The 17,612-nt window shown below is 44.2% G+C and carries 19 protein-coding genes and 1 riboswitch; of the genes, 4 read left to right on the forward strand and 15 right to left on the reverse strand.

The window, feature by feature from the left end:
• Positions 1–43 precede the first annotated feature (43 nt).
• The 11 genes from thiC to rbr form a co-directional block, all read right to left on the reverse strand.
• Positions 44–1,333 carry a phosphomethylpyrimidine synthase ThiC gene (gene thiC, locus BLT94_RS18235; protein WP_092237282.1) on the reverse strand — a complete coding sequence of 430 codons (1,290 nt, stop codon included), beginning with the start codon at positions 1,331–1,333 and terminating at the stop codon, positions 44–46.
• Positions 1,330–2,016, reverse strand: coding sequence for a thiamine phosphate synthase (gene thiE, locus BLT94_RS18240; protein ID WP_092237285.1), 687 nt, complete (start codon positions 2,014–2,016; stop codon positions 1,330–1,332). The genes thiC and thiE overlap by 4 nt, the downstream gene beginning before the upstream one ends.
• Positions 2,009–2,551: a sulfur carrier protein ThiS adenylyltransferase ThiF gene (thiF, locus tag BLT94_RS18245; protein WP_092237288.1), complete on the reverse strand. Its 543-nt coding sequence runs from the start codon at positions 2,549–2,551 to the stop codon at positions 2,009–2,011. The genes thiE and thiF overlap by 8 nt, the downstream gene beginning before the upstream one ends.
• Positions 2,551–3,657 carry a 2-iminoacetate synthase ThiH gene (thiH, locus tag BLT94_RS18250; protein WP_092237291.1) on the reverse strand — a complete coding sequence of 369 codons (1,107 nt, stop codon included), beginning with the start codon at positions 3,655–3,657 and terminating at the stop codon, positions 2,551–2,553. The genes thiF and thiH overlap by 1 nt, the downstream gene beginning before the upstream one ends.
• 4 nt (positions 3,658–3,661) lie before the next feature.
• Positions 3,662–4,444, reverse strand: a complete 783-nt coding sequence (locus tag BLT94_RS18255) for a thiazole synthase (RefSeq protein ID WP_175530407.1) — start codon at positions 4,442–4,444, stop codon at positions 3,662–3,664.
• Positions 4,445–4,642: a sulfur carrier protein ThiS gene (gene thiS, locus BLT94_RS18260; protein ID WP_092237294.1), complete on the reverse strand. Its 198-nt coding sequence runs from the start codon at positions 4,640–4,642 to the stop codon at positions 4,445–4,447.
• 116 nt (positions 4,643–4,758) lie between these two features.
• A riboswitch (TPP riboswitch) is annotated at positions 4,759–4,866 on the reverse strand.
• A 238-nt stretch (positions 4,867–5,104) separates the two neighbouring features.
• Positions 5,105–5,299, reverse strand: coding sequence for a 50S ribosomal protein L28 (gene rpmB / locus BLT94_RS18265; protein ID WP_092237297.1), 195 nt, complete (start codon positions 5,297–5,299; stop codon positions 5,105–5,107).
• Between the two features lie 85 nt (positions 5,300–5,384).
• Positions 5,385–6,035, reverse strand: coding sequence for an outer membrane protein assembly factor BamD (locus BLT94_RS18270; protein ID WP_092237300.1), 651 nt, complete (start codon positions 6,033–6,035; stop codon positions 5,385–5,387).
• A 2-nt stretch (positions 6,036–6,037) separates the two neighbouring features.
• A complete protein-coding gene (gene trxB / locus BLT94_RS18275; RefSeq protein WP_092237303.1) occupies positions 6,038–6,958 on the reverse strand; it encodes a thioredoxin-disulfide reductase in 921 nt (306 codons plus the stop codon).
• Between the two features lie 11 nt (positions 6,959–6,969).
• A complete protein-coding gene (gene trxA, locus BLT94_RS18280) occupies positions 6,970–7,296 on the reverse strand; it encodes a thioredoxin (RefSeq protein WP_014955593.1) in 327 nt (108 codons plus the stop codon).
• A 192-nt stretch (positions 7,297–7,488) separates the two neighbouring features.
• The gene (rbr, locus tag BLT94_RS18285; protein ID WP_092237306.1) at positions 7,489–8,064 is read right to left on the reverse strand and encodes a rubrerythrin; all 576 of its coding nucleotides are present in this window, start codon (positions 8,062–8,064) and stop codon (positions 7,489–7,491) included.
• A 357-nt stretch (positions 8,065–8,421) separates the two neighbouring features.
• Here rbr and BLT94_RS18290 point away from each other — a divergent pair, with 357 nt between their 5' ends.
• A complete protein-coding gene (locus tag BLT94_RS18290) occupies positions 8,422–9,456 on the forward strand; it encodes a formylglycine-generating enzyme family protein (RefSeq protein WP_092237309.1) in 1,035 nt (344 codons plus the stop codon).
• Positions 9,457–9,633: 177 nt separating this feature from the next.
• Entirely contained in the window at positions 9,634–10,248 is a 615-nt protein-coding gene (locus BLT94_RS18295; RefSeq protein ID WP_092237312.1) for an LPP20 family lipoprotein, read from the forward strand.
• Here BLT94_RS18295 and BLT94_RS18300 read toward each other — a convergent pair.
• Positions 10,245–11,126 carry a damage-control phosphatase ARMT1 family protein gene (locus BLT94_RS18300; protein ID WP_092237511.1) on the reverse strand — a complete coding sequence of 294 codons (882 nt, stop codon included), beginning with the start codon at positions 11,124–11,126 and terminating at the stop codon, positions 10,245–10,247. The two genes, BLT94_RS18295 and BLT94_RS18300, sit on opposite strands and share 4 nt — an antisense overlap.
• A gap of 272 nt (positions 11,127–11,398) precedes the next feature.
• On the opposite strand from BLT94_RS18300, the gene BLT94_RS18305 reads away from it, so the two are divergent.
• Positions 11,399–11,929, forward strand: a complete 531-nt coding sequence (locus BLT94_RS18305; protein ID WP_092237315.1) for a DUF134 domain-containing protein — start codon at positions 11,399–11,401, stop codon at positions 11,927–11,929.
• Positions 11,930–11,965: 36 nt separating this feature from the next.
• On the forward strand, positions 11,966–12,283 hold the full coding sequence (locus tag BLT94_RS18310) for a DUF5320 domain-containing protein (protein WP_092237318.1): 318 nt from the start codon (positions 11,966–11,968) through the stop codon (positions 12,281–12,283).
• A 104-nt stretch (positions 12,284–12,387) separates the two neighbouring features.
• Here the strand turns inward: BLT94_RS18310 and BLT94_RS18315 are convergent, their stop codons facing one another.
• The 3 genes from BLT94_RS18315 to BLT94_RS18325 form a co-directional block, all read right to left on the reverse strand.
• On the reverse strand, positions 12,388–14,316 hold the full coding sequence (locus BLT94_RS18315) for an oxidoreductase (protein WP_092237321.1): 1,929 nt from the start codon (positions 14,314–14,316) through the stop codon (positions 12,388–12,390).
• Positions 14,317–14,426: 110 nt separating this feature from the next.
• Positions 14,427–15,824 carry a DUF3482 domain-containing protein gene (locus tag BLT94_RS18320; RefSeq protein ID WP_092237324.1) on the reverse strand — a complete coding sequence of 466 codons (1,398 nt, stop codon included), beginning with the start codon at positions 15,822–15,824 and terminating at the stop codon, positions 14,427–14,429.
• The gene (locus BLT94_RS18325; protein WP_092237327.1) at positions 15,824–17,500 is read right to left on the reverse strand and encodes a DUF2868 domain-containing protein; all 1,677 of its coding nucleotides are present in this window, start codon (positions 17,498–17,500) and stop codon (positions 15,824–15,826) included. The genes BLT94_RS18320 and BLT94_RS18325 overlap by 1 nt, the downstream gene beginning before the upstream one ends.
• Between the last annotated feature and the right edge of the window lie 112 nt (positions 17,501–17,612).

Consider the following 17,612-nt stretch of genomic DNA (forward strand, 5'->3'; position numbering starts at 1 on the left):
TTTAAGATTATAAGCAAGTCTTGAAAAATTTATACAGAGACTTTTATAAAAGATTTTCAACTCGTTTTACAGCACAAAAATCACCGCACATGGTGCATACATCTTTGTCAGATCCGGACGGCTGGGAAGATTTTCGATACTCCCTGGCCTTTTCAGGGTCGATGGCGCAATCAAACTGACCGTCCCAATCAAGTTTTCCCCGGGCCTTGCTCATTTTATGGTCCAGCTCTTCAACGCCCTTTATTCCCTTGGCAAGATCCCCGGCATGGGCTGCAATTTTTGACGCCATGATTCCTTCTTTTACATCATCAGCTGTGGGCAGCCGCAAATGTTCGGCAGGGGTGACATAGCACAGAAAATCCGCCCCGTGCATTGCCGCAAGTGCCCCGCCAATGGCAGATGTAATATGGTCATAACCTGGAGCAATATCTGTCACAAGGGGTCCTAAAACATAAAAAGGTGCGTTATGGCACAGTTTTTTTTGCAGTTTCATATTCATTTCAATCTCATGGAGTGGGACATGACCCGGTCCCTCTATCATAACCTGGACATTTTTTTCCCATGCCCGTTTGGTCAATTCTCCAAGGGTGATGAGTTCTTCGATCTGGGGAGCATCGGTTGAATCCTTAATGGCACCTGGTCGAAGTCCGTCCCCGAGGCTGATACAGACATCATGGGCTTCACAGATGTCCAGAAGCCGGTCAAAATGTTCGTAAAAGGGGTTTTCATTGCCGGTTTTTTCCATCCATTCAAACAATATGGCTCCGCCCCTGCTGACAATTCCGCAAAGCCTGGGGTTTGTCCTGATGCTTGTGGCGCATTTTCTGGTAAGTCCGGCATGGATGGTGATAAAATCAATGCCGTTTCGGGCATGGATATCAACGGTTTCAAACCAGTCCTCTATGGTAATGTCCTGAGTGGGTTTGCCGGTACGGGTCAGGGTGTCATAGATGGGGACAGTACCTATCATCACTGGAATTTCACTGACCAGACGTTTTCTGAAGCCTTCGGTATCGCCGGACACGCTTAAATCCATGACAGCATCCGCCTTGAACTCTATGGCCATTTTTGCCTTGTTCATCTCCGCATCAAATGAACAGACATCCTTGGATACTCCTAAGTTAACATTTATTTTCGTCTTAAGCCCTTGTCCAACACCTGCTGCCGCAATGTTAAGATGGTTCCGGTTGGCTGGGATGGCAATATGCCCCAAAGCCACTTTTTCCATGAGATCGGTTTGTGAAATGGCTTCATTTTCAAGCACCTGTTTCATCTGGTGGGTGAGGATTCCCTTTCTTGCGGCATCCATCTGGGTTGTGTAAGATTGTTTCATTTTATCTCTCCTAATATCTGTTTGATTTCTTTGATTCTTTTTGTGATATTCGGGGCGCCTATGATTTCCGTGACAAGGCAGACGGTTTTTACACCCCTTGACAGGATATCCTTTAAGTTATGCCGCTTGATTCCGCCAATGGCTACAAAGGGAATGTCATGGGTTTTTACAACATGCTCAAGATAGTCAAATCCCACTGCATCACAGACATCCTCCTTGGTCTGGGTTGCAAATATGGGGCCTACACCAAGGTAATCAGCACCGTCTGCTATGGCTTTTTTTGCCTGCTCCGGCGAATGGGTGGAACACCCGATCATCATGTCAGGGGCGATGTTTCGAAGCTCTTTTACGGGCAGATCATCCTGTCCCTGGTGAATGCCGTCAGCCCCCACCATCAGGGCGATATCGGCATGATCATTGATGATAAAAGGAACCCCTGCATCCTGTGTTATTTTCCGGATTTCACAACATTCCTCATACATCTGCTTCAGGCTTTTATCGGTTAGCTTTTCGCGATACTGAAGCACATCAACACCGGCATCCACCATCTGTCTTGCCACTTGCACATTGCTCAGTCCAAGGGAAAATTTTTCTCCTAAAATGCCGTAGATGCCATGAGGAAGCTGTTTTGATCCTTTGACAGACCGGTTAATATTTGTATCCAATCGTTTTGTTTCAGTCATGTGATTTCTCCTTTATATGCCTTAAAACAATCCCTGCCATGACAGCGGCTATCATGGTAACTTTTGGCGCAAAAAGCGCATGGTCTGCCTGGTCCGATACAAAATCCCCGACAATATGGCAATTGCCCATTTTCCGGGTTGTGATATTTTCCATATTATCCCCGGCAATTCCAGAAGCCGACACCAATATTTTGCCGGTTCCGCACAATTCTTCAATGAGCATTTTTTTTAAGATTTTGTTGTCAAACCCTTCCACCACAATGTCACAGTCTGAAAAAATTTGCTTTGCATCTCCGGGTTTGATTTTTTTTTCAACCGATTCAATGCCCATACCCGGGAATAAGGCTTTTAGATTTTTTTCCAGGCAGTCGGTCTTTTTTAACCCCACCTGGGAGAAACAATAAAACTGGCGGTTCAGATTTGAGGCTTCAACAGCATCAAAATCAACAATTTTGATCTCTTTGACCCCGGACTGGGCAAGGTGTCTGGCCACGTTTGATCCAATCCCGCCTATACCGGCAATTCCTGTTTTCATCAGAAGATCTCCCAGTCTTTGAAAACAGGTTGATACCCTTTTTGTTTGATCATTTCAATTGTTTGGGCCACATTCCTGGTATCGGTTATATCAAACTGGACTGTTGCATCATTGGATTCTAATGAATAGCCGCCCACATCGGTTTTTGATCCTGCAGAATAACGTGTGACACCCAGGTGAATGATTTTGTCTCTGAAATCGGCAGACTCTCTTGTGGAGATGTTGATCCCGGCTCTTGGCATGAACAGCCTCCAGGCCAGCATGAACTGGACAAAACGGCTGTCTGACAATATGTTTTTGGGTTTGATCGCACCGGTTGCCTGTCTCATCCTGGGAAGGGACAAGGAGACCTCCACATCAGGGAACTCCTGCTCCAGGTATTTGGCATGAAGACCGGTCAAAAAGGCTTCTGGTGCAGGGTCTCCAAGACCGAACAAAGGCCCGATATTTACGGCTCTGAATCCTGCGGCAGCACCCCTTTCAGGGGTTAATAACCGGTATTTATAGTCTGTTTTTTTTCCTTTCAGATGGACCTTTTTATAAAGATCTTGATCATATGTTTCCTGATACACGGTCAAAGAATCAGCACCTGCGTTTTTCAGGATGCGATACTGGTCTTCATCCATGGGAAAGATTTCAATGGCAATGGATGAAAAATATTTTTTCAAGATTCCTATCGCATCTTCAAGATAAGACATGGGTGTTTTAGCAGGTGCTTCTCCTGTTAAAATAAGGATATGCCGGATACCCAGGTCTGAAATTGCCTTTGATTCCTGTTCAATTTCCGCAAGGGAGAGTTTGGTTCTTTTAAACTGGGTTGCACAGTTAAATCCGCAATAGGTACAGTGATTGGAGCAATAGTCGGAAATATACATGGGCGCATAAATCCCGATGGTCCTGCCAAAATACTGGCGGGTCAGTTGCTGCGCCTTTTGAGCCATCTGTTCTAAAAATTCCCGGGCCGGTTCGGATAAAAGGTTGAGAAGATCGTAAGGCTCAAGAATATCACGGTTCAAAGATTTTTGAATATCTGTTTTTGTAACGGTTTTGAAATATCCGTCATAATCAAAAGATTCAAACCTGTTTATCAATTTCATAAAAGACATTGTGTCACTCCCTTAAAAATCCGGTCAGGGGCGAAGACGCCTGGGCATACGCTTGTTTGTCCGCCAGGCGGGAAAGATAGGCCATCCTGCCCGCTTTTACGGCAAGGGAAAATGCTTTGCCCGCCAGGACCGGATCATTACTGGTGGCAATGGCGGTATTGACAAGCACTGCATCCGCACCCATTTCCATGGCTTCCGCTGCCTGGGACGGTCTGCCGATACCGGCATCCACCACCACGGGGATTTTACTGGTTTCAATAATTCGCTTGATCATGGGTTTCATTTCAAGTCCACGGTTGGTGCCGATGGGGGAACCAAGGGGCATTACCGCCGCAGCCCCGGCATCATACAATTGTTTGGTCACGGTAATGTCCGGCATCATATAGGGGAGAACAATAAACCCCTCTTTTGCCAGAATCTGTGTTGCCAAAAGAGTTTCGTGATTGTCCGGCATAAGGTATTGCATATCCGTGATCACTTCTATTTTAATGAATTTTCCATATCCGGCTTCCCTGGCGATCCTTGCGATACGGACTGCTTCGGATGCGGTTCTGGCTCCTGACGTATTGGGCAGCAAAGTGACTGAATCAGGAATATACGTTAATATGTTTTCATCTTTCGCTGTGGGGTCCACCCGTCTGAGTGCAACCGTGATCATCTGTGACCCGCTGGCCTCAAGCATGGGAGCGATAAAATCCCTGGATGAAAATTTGCCTGTTCCGGTAATCAGACGGCTTGTAAATTCAATGTCGCCCAGCATGAGTCTGTCATTTTTAATGTCCGTCATTTATCCGCCTCCCACAAAACTTAATAATTCAATAGTGTCTCCATCAGAGAGGGAGACATGCTTCCAGGTTTCCTGCCGGATCACTTCAAAATTGACTTCAGCAATCAGGGACTCAGGCTTAAACCCTTGCTCAAGAACAAGATCCATAAGGGTCAGGCTGTTTGACGTCAATTTTTTTCCGTTCAGGTTTATTTCCATAAAACCTCCAAACTGTAAACATGTTCATTTTTATGGCATCTATTTTTATGGTATCTGAGCGGCTGGATATTATGTTTCGGGATATAAGAAAGGATAAAACTGAAAATTAAAAAAAGGTGTTGTTTCATACACTTTCCCTACGCCGGTACTAACCGCATCAGGTTCCAAGGGTTGAAGTTTCAACTTCTCTCAGCTTTTTTAAAAAAGCACCCCCAGTGAGCTAACTTATGTCTTACTATTTGAAATTCATAGTGTTTGTCAATAAAAATTTTTTATTGACCATGAGTTTTATTGCAATATCGTTGTTGAAAACAAACGGCTTTACCGGCAGACGGTTATCGTCAAACCGGTTGTGCCGTTTAATTTGACTGAATTCTTATAACCGGCTGTTCTAAAATAATCTGCCGGTTATTTTGAATCGTTTTCTTTGGATCATTGAAATGACCTGAAAAAAGAGGTGGCTTATGCTGCTTTCGTTACTTTTCCTGCTTTAATGCAACTTGTGCAAACATCTATTTTTCTGACACAACCTTGCTTGATAACTGCACGAACTCTTTGAAGGTTTGGATTAAATCTTCTCTTATTCAAATTATGGGCGTGACTGACATTGTTGCCAACCATTGGTTTTTTTCCGCAAATTGCACATATTCTCGACATTTTTATACTCCTAAAAGAAAAATTTTTTAACAAAAAAAATAACCTGAAATTAATATACCATAAAAAAATAAAAGTAAAGAAAAATTTATTTTTTGTTGGCAAGTTCCCTGCATCTGGGCATTTTATTTAATGCTTGTTTGCTTTCCTCTGAATCCGGATAATTTTCGATAAGATACTCATATCTTTTTAATGCAGCCTTGTATTTTCCTGTTTTCATATAGAAATTGGCAACATAGAGTTCATGCTTGGAAAGGCTTTCTATACATGTTTGAATATTTTTTTCCGCCTTTTGGGCATACTCACTTTCCGGAAACTGGTCGATTAATCTGTGAAACTGGGTCAGGCTGTTTTTAGCAGGTGCGTGATCCCTGTCTATGGAATCAAGCCGATTAAACCAACAAAGCCCGATCCTGTAAATAATATAGGGGACAGCTTCGTTTTTTGGATGCATGTTTTCAAATTCTTCATAGGCAAAAATCGCTTCATCATAGGCTTCAAGCTCATAATGGGCATCCGCAATTTTAAGCTCGGCTAGAATTGCGTACTTGCTGAACGGATACCAGTCTTTCAAATCCGTATATGCTTTTACAGCATCTTTATAGTCTCCTGCAGCAAAGGCGGAAGATCCTTCTGAAACAAGCTGTTCCGCAGTTTTCTCCATTTCGTGCGAGGTTTCAAACCAGGCACATCCGGAAAACCACAACGCCATCATAAAGAATAAAATTAATTTTTTCATTATTACAGGTTCTCAATAAAGTGTTCTGCACAAACAGCCGCAATGGCAGCATCACCCACAGCAGTTGATATCTGTCTTAAAGGGGTGTCCCTGACATCACCGGCAGCAAATACGCCGGGAACCGATGTCTGCATGGTTGCATCCGCACGGATAAAGCCAAATTCATCTGTTTCAACGGCATTATTCAAAAAAGAAGTGTTTGGCAAAATGCCGATCCAGATAAAGCAGCCGTCTGCCTTCAGGGTTCTTTCGTCATTGGTTTTCAGGTTTTTTACCTTGACCCCTTCCAGGCCGAAAAAACCTTCCATACCTGTTGCAACACTGTCCCAGACAAACTCAATTTTGTCGTTTGCAAAGGCTCTTTCCTGAAGTATTTTGGCGGCCCTGAGTTCGTCTCTTCTATGTACCAGGTATACTTTTTTGGCAAATTTTGTCAGGAAGATGGCTTCCTGCACTGCTGTATCACCGCCGCCAACTGCAACAACCGTTTTTTCTTTGAAAAAAGGTGCATCACATGTGGCACAAAAAGAGACGCCCTTTCCCATGAATTTATCCTCGCCAATACCGAGATTCCTCGGGGATGCGCCTGATGCAATGATAAGGCTTTTGGCGGTAATGCTCCTGTCTTTCAGGACGATCTGTTTTGATTGCCCGGAAAGATTGAGAGAATGAACTTCAGCTGTTTCAATCTTCAAGCCCAGTTCTTCTGCCTGGATTTTCATTTTTTCAGCAAGGTCATATCCTGATATGCCTTCGGGAAAACCAGGATAGTTTTCTATCCAGTCGGTTACCAGTATCTGGCCGCCCGGCACGGTTTTTTCCAAAAGGAGGACATTCATTCTCGCCCTGGCAGCATAGATACCTGCTGTCAGACCGGCAGGACCTGCACCGATAATAACAAGGTCATAGTCCGTTTGTGTCATGGTCTCTCTCCTTACAAGACTCCTTTGAGGGTTTCTTCAAGTTTTTCTTTGGCAACCATTCCGGTTATTTGATCTGCTATTTCCCCGTTTTTAAAGAATATCAGCGTCGGGATTGCCTGGACACCATATTTGCTGGGGCTGATCGGATTTTCATCCACATTGACTTTTAAAAATGTCATTTTATCGCCGTACTCTTTTTCAAGGGCATCAACCGTAGGGGCAATGGCTTTACAGGGTCCACACCAGGGTGCCCAGAAATCCACCATTACAGGCTTGTCTGATTTGAGAACTTTTTCTTCGAATTCATCATCTTCAATTTCAATTATATTTTGTGTCATTGCAGCCGTCCTAAATTTAAGTTTACGATTAAAACATAATCTTGAAAATATATGTTCTTATTTATTCATTGTCAATTAATCAATATCGTTTTGCAGCATAAAAAAGGGGTAACCGTTTTTGATAAGCTAATCAAAGCCGGCTTACCCCTTCAATGCAGTTAAGATTAAAAGTGGTCAAGAAAATATTGAATTTTACCAGTTTTCAGCAAGCAGTTCAAAATGAGCCTGCGGGTGTACACAGGCAGGGCACATTTCAATGGCCTGATCGCCTTCATGAACATACCCGCAATTTCTGCATCTCCATTTGACAGATTGGTTCTTTTTAAAAACCGTTCCATTTTCAATATTGGCAGCCAGCTCTGTATATCTTTTGTCATGTTGTTTTTCCGCCACGGAAATCATTTCAAATGCTGCGGCAACGTCATTAAATCCTTCTTCTCTGGCTGTTTTTGCAAAATCAGGATACATTTTGGTCCATTCATATTCTTCTCCTGCTGCTGCGGCTTTGAGATTCTCAAGTGTTGTTCCGATCACGCCTGAAGGAAATGCACCTGTAATTTCAAGTTCTCCGCCTTCAAGAAATTTGAAAAATCTTTTGGCATGTTCTTTTTCCTGGTTGGCTGTTTCTGTAAAAATATCAGAAATTTGAACAAAGCCTTCCTTTTTGGCCGCACTGGCAAAATAAGTGTACCTGTTTCTTGCCTGGGATTCACCGGCAAATGCGGTTAACAGGTTTTTTTCGGTCTGGGTTCCTTTTAAACTTGCCATAAGTTTGTTCTCCTTTGTCTGTTAATGGTTTCTTGAATCTTAAATTATATCACTCAATTTTCTGCATCAGCAAACTTTGCCGGGGTCAAATTTATCTGGGTCTGCTCAAGAATCTTTATTTGAATAAATGCCACGGCAGAAATGGCTTTTTTATACTGCAATCCGGTAACCTCGGTTTGTCCACAACAAAACATGAAAGTCATAGTTTGAATTTTTTAAGGCTTTCATATAAAGTATTATTAATACTATAATCCCCTGTTTTTTTAAAGCGATTAAATTTGTTTTCAGCAGATATTCTTTCTTGACTTGCTTTTTTAAATAAATAAAACTTTTAAGGAAAATATATTGAGGAGTGCCATGAAAAAATTATTGTCCTTTATCGTCATGATAGGGTTGGTTATTTCAATTTCCCATGCAGAGAATCATCAGGATTTTTTTTTGATGCTGGAAAATTCAAGAAAAGGGGATGTTGAGGCCATGTGTGATCTTGGACTTGCATATTTTTACGGGAAAAAAACATTAAAGGATCCGTTTAAAGCCAAATGCTGGATTAAAAAAGCATATGACAATGGCTCCGTGCGGGCTGAAAAAATCTGGGCAAAGTTGGAGTTGTGGCGGTACTCGGGAAACTGTGACCAGACATTTGATGATGAAACACTGCCGGAATTCTCAAAAGGGGAAACATTTAACGAGCCTGTAACGGGAATGGCATTTGTTTTTATTCCCAAAGGGTGTTTTATAATGGGATGTCATAAACATTCGGGAAACTGTAATAAAGATGAAAGGCCTGCCCATAAAGTTTGTGTGGATGGGTTCTGGATGGGCAAATATGAAGTTTCCCAGGAACAGTGGAATCGTGTCATGGGGGAGAATCCATCCAGGTTTTCCAGTGATTTGCGGCACCCGGTTGAAACGGTTTCTTTTGATGACGTTCAAAGGTTCATTCAGAGACTTAATGCAAAAACCCGTGAAAAATTTTTATTGCCTACGGAAGCCCAGTGGGAATACGCCTGTAGAAATGGCGGGCAAAAGGTGACCTTTCCCTGGGGCAATGAATCCTGGCGTCCCGAAGAAAACTGTGCCACCTGTAATTCAGGTGAGTTTCATGGACAAACCGCACCGGTTGGCAGCTTTTTTTCCAATGACCTGGGATTGTATGATATGGGTGGTAATGTCAAAGAGTGGTGCCTGGATGTCTATCACAAAAAGGCCTATGCAAAACATGCCGGGAAGAACCCGTTTTATGACTCAAAAGGGTCTTCAAGGGTTGTCAGGGGAGGATCGTTTAAGGATAATACATCACATCTCAGATGCACGAACCGGGATAAATCCATACCTGGTATGAGAAGTGATCATATTGGATTCAGGCTGGTTATCACAAGGGATAATTGAAGTTGATGTTAAAATCTCTATGGGAAAATTTTTGAGAAAAGAGTACATTTGGGTTAAGTTATCTTTTTCATATGCCGATGTTCTCAAGTAGTGAAAAAGTATTGTTAACTGTCCAAATAGTTGCACAATGAAAAGAATAGAGATAGTATATTTGATTTTTGTTCAAGGAGGAAGTTCATGAAAGGCCAACGTATTTTAGTGATTTTAATTTCTTTATCCTTTTTGTGTTCATGCGCGCCATATTATTCTGCTGACATGGCTTCAATAGATGGCCGGAGCGTTATACAGGAAAGTGATGCAGGAGGAGGCAATGAACGAATAGTGGTTTTCAAGGTTACCGGTAAAGGGCTTGCTCCTGAAAGCGCTGTAAGGATCGGGGAGGCAGAAATTTTAGGGGAGAGATCGGCAATACTTGACGGTTACAGACAGCTTTCGGAAAAATTGAAGGGAACATTGATCAATTCATATTCCAGTAGAAATGGAACCGATATTAACATGGATAAGATTACAGCCCAAACGCAATCGTATTTAAAAGGGGTTGAAATAATGGATGTTGCTTCGAATGGGCATGGTGTTTATACTGCAAATATGCAGGTCAGGGTATTTTTTATCTATGACAAATTGATATGGTGGCCTTCTGGACTGGGTAAAAATATAATTCCTTCATATGCAAACACTAATCACATACGCAGTTATTACGCCACACCTTATTATGGTCATATTGTACGATGTGAGTCATATCCCTGGTGTGGTGAGTCTTATTATTATTCTCCTTATAATGTTAATCGCTAAATAGTACCCGACTGAAAACCGTGTTTTCTTGTTTGATTCCAGACCACCATGTCGTTGAGATTCACCTGTGCCAATTCGGCTACTACCGGGCATTTGGCCTTGAACAGGAAAAAAATCCGCTTGTCGTCATGGGGCAGGGTTTCGTAGTTTCCCTGGCCCTTGGCAATAATCAGGTCTGCCCGGTCAAAAGCCTGTAGAAATGATTTTGAACATTCATTCAGAACGGTTCCTGGAATAGCGGCTCCAGAGTCAATTGTCGTCACCAGGTCTCTGATACCGGTCTTGTCTGCATCCTCAATTGTGGCATCGTTGAGGATGGCACCACCCCTGACCACGAAGATCACTTTTTTTGTGTCAATCAGATTCAGCACCAGCCGGTCGAATACGATTTCACCTGCATTATCTGCAATCCAGAGGATGTGCCTGGCTTTGTCAAAGATCTGGATCAAATTGTCCATATCTCCCTTAACCTCGTGAGTCAATGCATGGTCTATGGTGGTAAAAACCGTCTTTTTGTCCAGGTTTGAAATCGCACCAAAATCAATGATATTGCCGGCAATGGCAAGTTGAACAGCCGTCTTAAGCGGCAGGTCTGACTGGTTTACCCTGGCCTCAAGATCAGGATAAATTTCCAGGGAAAATCGGTTGAATTGCTGCTTGACCTCCTTGTAAGGATCTTTATTGCCGGTCATCTCGGCGATGGTCTGCTGTATAAGACGAGCCATCATAGGGGGGGATTGTTTCATGTCCATGACGGCCATGGCAGCCAGTGTTTTTTTCAGCACATTGCGATGCACGTCCTCATTATCGGTCACTAGCCTTGCCGCCCCAAGGGATTGGCGTACAAGGCATGGAATACAGTCATTGTATGTTTTCATCATCACCTTCATGTTTTGTTGTGGGCAAATCTGAGCGAAAGGCCAGGTCTGCCCGTGGCAGTTATATGAAAGAATTTTTAACCTGCTGAAATTAAACATCTTTCATTATTTGTTGTGGCAGGTCAATCTGCCATGTCTATTGTTTTGGTCATTTGACCATTATTTTTCTTGACAACGAATTATAACACGCTTATCATTATAGTCAAATGATCAATTCGATTATTGGTCAAACAACCGCTAACCAACAATTGTCATAAAACCAAGGAGTAATCATGCCAAGGCCTAAACGCCCGAGATACATTCAATCCCATCCCGATATACAGGGATTTACCCCGGATGGGATTTCTCACAATGGAGAGACGGTTCTCTCTATTGAAGAGTTTGAAGCTATCCGGCTCAGCGACTACATGGGACTGGACCAGTCCCGGGCAGCAGAACAGATGAATGTGTCAAGGCAGACCTTTGGAAGAATTTTAAAACAGGCCAGGTACAATCTCTCCGAAGCCCTTGTGACCGGCAAACGCCTCAAGGTCACCGGCGGATGTTATCAGATGCAGGGGAGAGGCCGCAGGAGAAGAGGCGGATGCAATAAAAACATTGAAGAGGAGAACATTATGGAAAACCAGAAAAAAGACAACAGCCGGGATTCAGGAGCCGCAACAGGCAGAGGCCAGGGAGGCGGTCAGGGACAAGGCCAGGGCAAAAGAGGCCAGGGCAAAGGCCAAGGTCAGGGTAAAAGATGCCAGGGCCAAGGATGTCAGGGCCGGGGTCAGAGCGGCGGCTGCAGACGCGGTAATCGCTAATTCAAAACAAACCAATTATCAGCAAAGGAGGTAGTTATGCCGGGATTTAATCAGCAGGGACCCATGAATCAGGGACCCATGACAGGAGGAGGCCGGGGAACTTGCGCCAATGGTCAAATGGCCGGGGCAGCCGGGTTTGGAAATGCACGGTTCGCAGGCCCTGGATCTGGATTCAGAGGGGGCCGGGGAGGCAGAAGTTTTGGCCGGGGACCTGGATGTGGACGATGGTATTCCCAGGTGCCTGTCACAGCTTCAGCGCCTGTTACCAAGCAGGTTCTGCAGCAGCGGGCAGACATCCTGGAATCCGAACTTAATGCCATCAAAGAGCAACTTGCCAGCCTATCGGATTCTTAAATGAAATAATCGTAACCGGCGTTTATCAGCAGTAAGGGAGCAACCCATGGCTGATAAACGCTGCAACTGCCTGCTGATTTGCAGGCAGTCTTATTTTTTTTGCTTCAATATGCCGACCTTGCGATTTCTTCGGCCTCACTGATGCAGTACATCAAATGCCGTGGTGTTTTGGCATCTCCTATCAGGTGAAACAAGGCTGTTGTTTTTCCTTCAAGTTCTTTTGCATCCCTTATAGCGCTTTGCTTTTCTGAAATCACTACTGAGTCAAAACCGGTTAATGTGATCTCTTCTCCATTGGCCTTAAACACTACCCCGTTGTCTGTGAACTGTTTGATCGACACATTTTTATACAAGGATACGGTTTCTTTGTTCAGCCGTTCTCTTAAGTAATACCGGTCATTGCTGGACATTTCTTCTGCAAAACTTTTTTTCCGGTTCAAGACAACCACCTGTTTTCCCTGGTCTGCCAGAAAATCCGCTGTGATCAAGCCTGTCATGCCGCCGCCCAGCACGACCACCTTGTTTCCAACAGGTTCTTTGCCGCTGATCACATCAATATTTGTAGCAAGGTCCATTTTTGTTTGAAACAGCCCTTTGATCACCGGCATGTCCGGCAGTGATCCTGTGGCCAGGATAACCTTGTCAGGATTGATTCCATTGATCAGATCCAGGGAAAGCTCTGTGTTATAACGGACTTCCACAGCCAGGCGCTTCAGCTCCTGTTTAAAAAACTCCAGGATATCATTGAGTTCCCCGCGCCCAGGTGCTGTTGAGGCAAGGGCCAGCAAACCGCCTGATTCCGGTTTTTTCTCACACACAATTGGCTTGTGCCCCTGGAGGGCAAATTGTCTTGCAGCTGCCATTCCGGCAGGACCTGCTCCGGCAACAAGGATTTTCAGCGAGTGTTCCGGCGGTTTTTCCGATTTGAGTTTATACTCTCTTCCCACATCAGGATTAGCCACACAGGAACCAGGTTCTTTGGCCAGCACTGCATGAATACAACCCAGACAGCAGCCGATACACGGCCGGATTTGTTCAAAATCACCTTTTTTCGCCTTTTCAGGATAAAAGGGGTCTGCCAGAAAAGACCGGCCCATAGCCACCATGTCTGCTTTGCCCTGTTTTATGATGTCGTCTGCATGGTCAGGGTGCTTGATTCGTCCCACGGTAATCACGGGAATGGTAACATGTTTTTTAACTTCTTCGGCCAGATGTACAAAGCACCCGTGGGGGGTGTACATGGAGGGAATGGTCAGTTCCGTGGAGCCGTATACCCCGCCTGAAACGTGAAGATATACAATGCCGGCGCTTTCAAGCAGCGGTGCAAGTTTTACCGTATCCTCAAGTGTCCATCCGTTTTCTATATAATCGTTTCCATTAATGCGTATCCCGATGGGCAAGTCTTTTTTGGTTTTTGCCTGAATATCAGCTATGATTTCAAATAAAAACCGTGTCCGGTTTTCAAAAGATCCTCCGTATTCATCTGTCCTGATATTGGAATTGGGCGCCATGAACTGGTTGATCAAGTACCCGTGGGCACCGTGAAGTTCGATAAAATCAAATCCCGCTTCCCTGCATCGCCTGGCTGAATCCCCAAAACAGGCAACCAGCTCTTTTATCTCATGAATTTCAAGCGCCCGAACCTCTCCTTTTACGACCGCAGGTGCCGGAATGGGAGAGGGTGCCACTTTTTGGGGAAGATAAGACTGGCGGCCGCCATGCATCAGCTGAACCCCAAACAGTGTGCCATAGGGTTTTATCTGTTGAACCATTTTTTTAAGAGCAGGGATGCAATCATCAGTATACATCTGGGGCAGGTCCGGCAGTTCCTGGCCTCCGGGATGGACACCGCCGCCGCCCACCAGCATCATGCCTACCCCGCCTTTTGCTCTTTGTACGAAATATTCAATCAACTGATCTGTTACGCAGCAATTATTATCCACACCAAAATTGATGCTCATGGCAGACATCATCAGCCTGTTTTTTGAGGTCATGCTGCCGATTCGGATCGGGCTGAAAAGATTTGATAACATGGGTTTGACTTCCTTTTAAATTATCCGTCAATATTTTTGGGTCCACCCCGTAATATAGGTGAATTATCCATCTGGATAAAAGTTTTTAAGTTTTTTTTGCTTTCCTTAGATTATTGACTGGATATGTTTTTTAACATAGTTTCGACTAAATCTTCAAAATCCGACAGGGCTGTTTTTTCCTTGATCAGGGACCGGCCGTTCACGGCTTTGAAAAATTTTGCACACACCGTTCTCTGGCGGCTTGTAAATCCTGTGGAAAAGCCTTTTTTTCCCGATTTTGTATTTTGTGGCAGATCCGTCAAATCCCTTCGGCCGTGGGGCCGGTTAATCATATGGGAATAATAAATCAATGCCCGGTCCATGAGAATATACAGAAACTGAATATTTTTATTAGGTCCCAGCTGGAGTTTATCACCGCCCAGCCGCATGCCTGCGGTTTTCTTTGCAGCTATTTTCCTCCCGCTGAACAGGGCGGAACCAGCTCCTAAAATCCCGCCAATGGCTGTAAATACACCAAAAGTAATCCCGGCTGCCGCAGTGTCGAGTACCGCCCCCACAGTGCCGCCGATAATGGCACCTGTGGCTGCCAATTGTTCTTTTGTCAGTCCCAACAACTCCCAGGTCTGTTTTGAAAACAGGTCATGCCTGAGGATAGAATATTCAGGCAGGTGAACCTCAAACAGATTGTGTTTGAACAGGGTTCGGATTTTTTTAAACATTTGTTTTTCCAGATCTTTGATATGGGCCTGGTATTTTTCATTGAGCTTTTCTTTAATTTGATCCTGATCAGTGGAAGTGATGGTTTCACAGATAAAAAAAGACAGGCTTTGTTCAATGGTTCGGGTCATGCAGGCACCGGCCAACCGGTTTCTTTTCTGCCAGTCTTTTTTAAAGGCCAGGATCACTCGGGACAAAACAGGTTCCCATTCCTGATCAATGGATTTCAGGCTTTCCAGCATTTTAATGCGTTCAGTGAAATTGGCGGTATTGGAATTGAACATCCGTATGGCATTAAAATGTTTTCTAAATTCAAATTTCCAGTCTGATGTATAGTCTTTTCCGTCTGTTTTGGAATTGATAATGGCCATTCTCGGGCGGCTTGTCAGTCTTAAAATTTCCATTTCAGCCAGGTCATCATCCCGCACCGGCCTTGAGCCGTCCACCACATAAATAATACCGGCTCCTTTGGCCACAGGCCCCATGAGTTCACACTCATCTGCAAAAAAAGGATCTTGTTTAAAGGTATCAATAAACCGTTCAACAATCAGGTCCGGATCACCGTCAAAGGCTCGAAACCAGGCAAGGGTCTGCCGGGGAACCTGGAATCCCGGCGTATCCACAAACCGGATGATATCTTCCCCGTCAATTTTTACCGTATAGGCTTTTGATACTGTGGTTTCACCAGGAATCCGGCTGACTTTGATCCGGTCGTCTTCGGTCAGGGTGGAGACCACGGAAGACTTACCTTCATTGGGGTGGCCCAATACTGCAAATTCGGGTATGATCATTACATAAACCTTTTTAGCACTATGCCGGGATTTTCAAGCTTAAAAACGGCTTGTTTCCAGATCTCAAAATTAATGTCCGTGTCGTCCACACAAAGATTTTCCTGTCCCGTATCCTGGGTGAGCAAAATCCACAAGGTTTTGTTTTCAGGCATGGCCGATCGTATCTGTTGAATATAATAGAGAAGTCCCCTTATGGGCGGCTGCCATACTTCATGTACCAGTATCACCTGGTTTTCATCACCGGTTTTTACCTGGTGGACGGCTTGAGTATCGGTATTAAAATCAAACTGGATTCCTATGCTCTTGTTCACATCAAAAAACAAGTACTCTTTAATCTGTTGGATTACTTTTTCAATGGCAGCATCTGTATAGGCCGTCTTTGACGCAAGGATCAATGCGGTTTGAGCTGACGGTTTGGGTTGATCCTGTGGCTTTTGATGATTCAGTGGCTTTGGCTGATCAGTCTGAACTTCTATTTGAACCTTTATCTGATCCTTTGTATGATTCGGAGTTTCCGGTTTTGTTGCCACAGGCAGGGCGTTGCTCATCTCCTTGATCGGGTTGGGTTCAACAGCCCGGCTCACCTGGGTTTTATGGGTATCAATGTCAACAACAGGAGACTGCATGCGGATTATCACCTGTTTGAACCTGGGCCTTTCAAAATTAAAATTTTTGACGGCACGGTTCCGGGCAAAAATCCCCGTAATCATAAGAACTGCCCTGGGTATGACCGCGTAAAACACGATGCCCATGCACAGGAACGGCCACCATGAGATAAGATCCTGTGTTGCCAGCACGGAGATTCCGTCCTTTAAAATGATCCTGGAACCATCTATCTGTTCAAGGCTTGGATGGGCAAGTGATGCCGGCATAAACCAGGACCAGGGCAGGGCAATGAAGGACACCATATCATGGACCCTGCTACTTGTGGTCATGATGGTGGACTGCCATCCAAACGCCATGTCGCTGACAATAATCCTGAAAAAAGTGCCGGCAAAGGCACCCGTTGAAAACCCAAAAGAAAACACGGATGTCAGAATAAAAAACGGCCAGAAAAAAAGAGGCATGTATTCCCTGTTTTTTGTTCGGATGAGAGATGACGTATATTCCAGGGTATCCAGACTTTTTTTGAAAACAGGCCAGTCTGCTTTTTTCAGGATTTTGGGCAGGACATTAAAAAAAAATGCAGCTATCAGTGTGTGAATGATGGAAGTGTGAAATAGGTTTTCCCTGTTTTTTGTTCCTGCTGCTCTTCTTGCCAGCAGTATCAGGGTGAGAAGAATCAACACCACCTGCAATACGACAAACAAGGCAATAAACACCGCCACATTGATCGGACGGGTCCCGTGGTAGGCCAGGAATGAATAAGCCAGTGATATGCCTGCCATGCTCCCGAAGAATATCATGGCATATACCACCCAGGTGTAAAGGGAAGAAAAAAAAGTGCCGGGCAGCAGGGCCAGTCCTTTTTTGTCTCTATCCTGAACAAATTCCGCTTTCCTGAATTTCAGCCATGACAATAGAAGAGCAGTATCGTTTTTGCACCCGGCTTTGCATTGACTGAAAATTTTTCTATCTTTCATGGCCCTGGAGGTAATTTCTTCTTTAGATTCAAGGGCATCATCCATGCTGATGAGATAATCCAGATCAATGATATCTTTTAATCGTATGTTCATGATTTGTTATTAGCAGATCCCGGTATTTTTCTCAATTGATCTTGATACATTGTATCTGGGTATTCGTAAGTTTTAGAAACAAAGAGATCAAATTTCGGCCTGTAACACCGAA

The sequence above is a fragment of the Desulfobacula phenolica genome (assembly GCF_900105645.1).
In the GTDB taxonomy this organism is placed as follows: Bacteria; Desulfobacterota; Desulfobacteria; order Desulfobacterales; family Desulfobacteraceae; genus Desulfobacula; species Desulfobacula toluolica.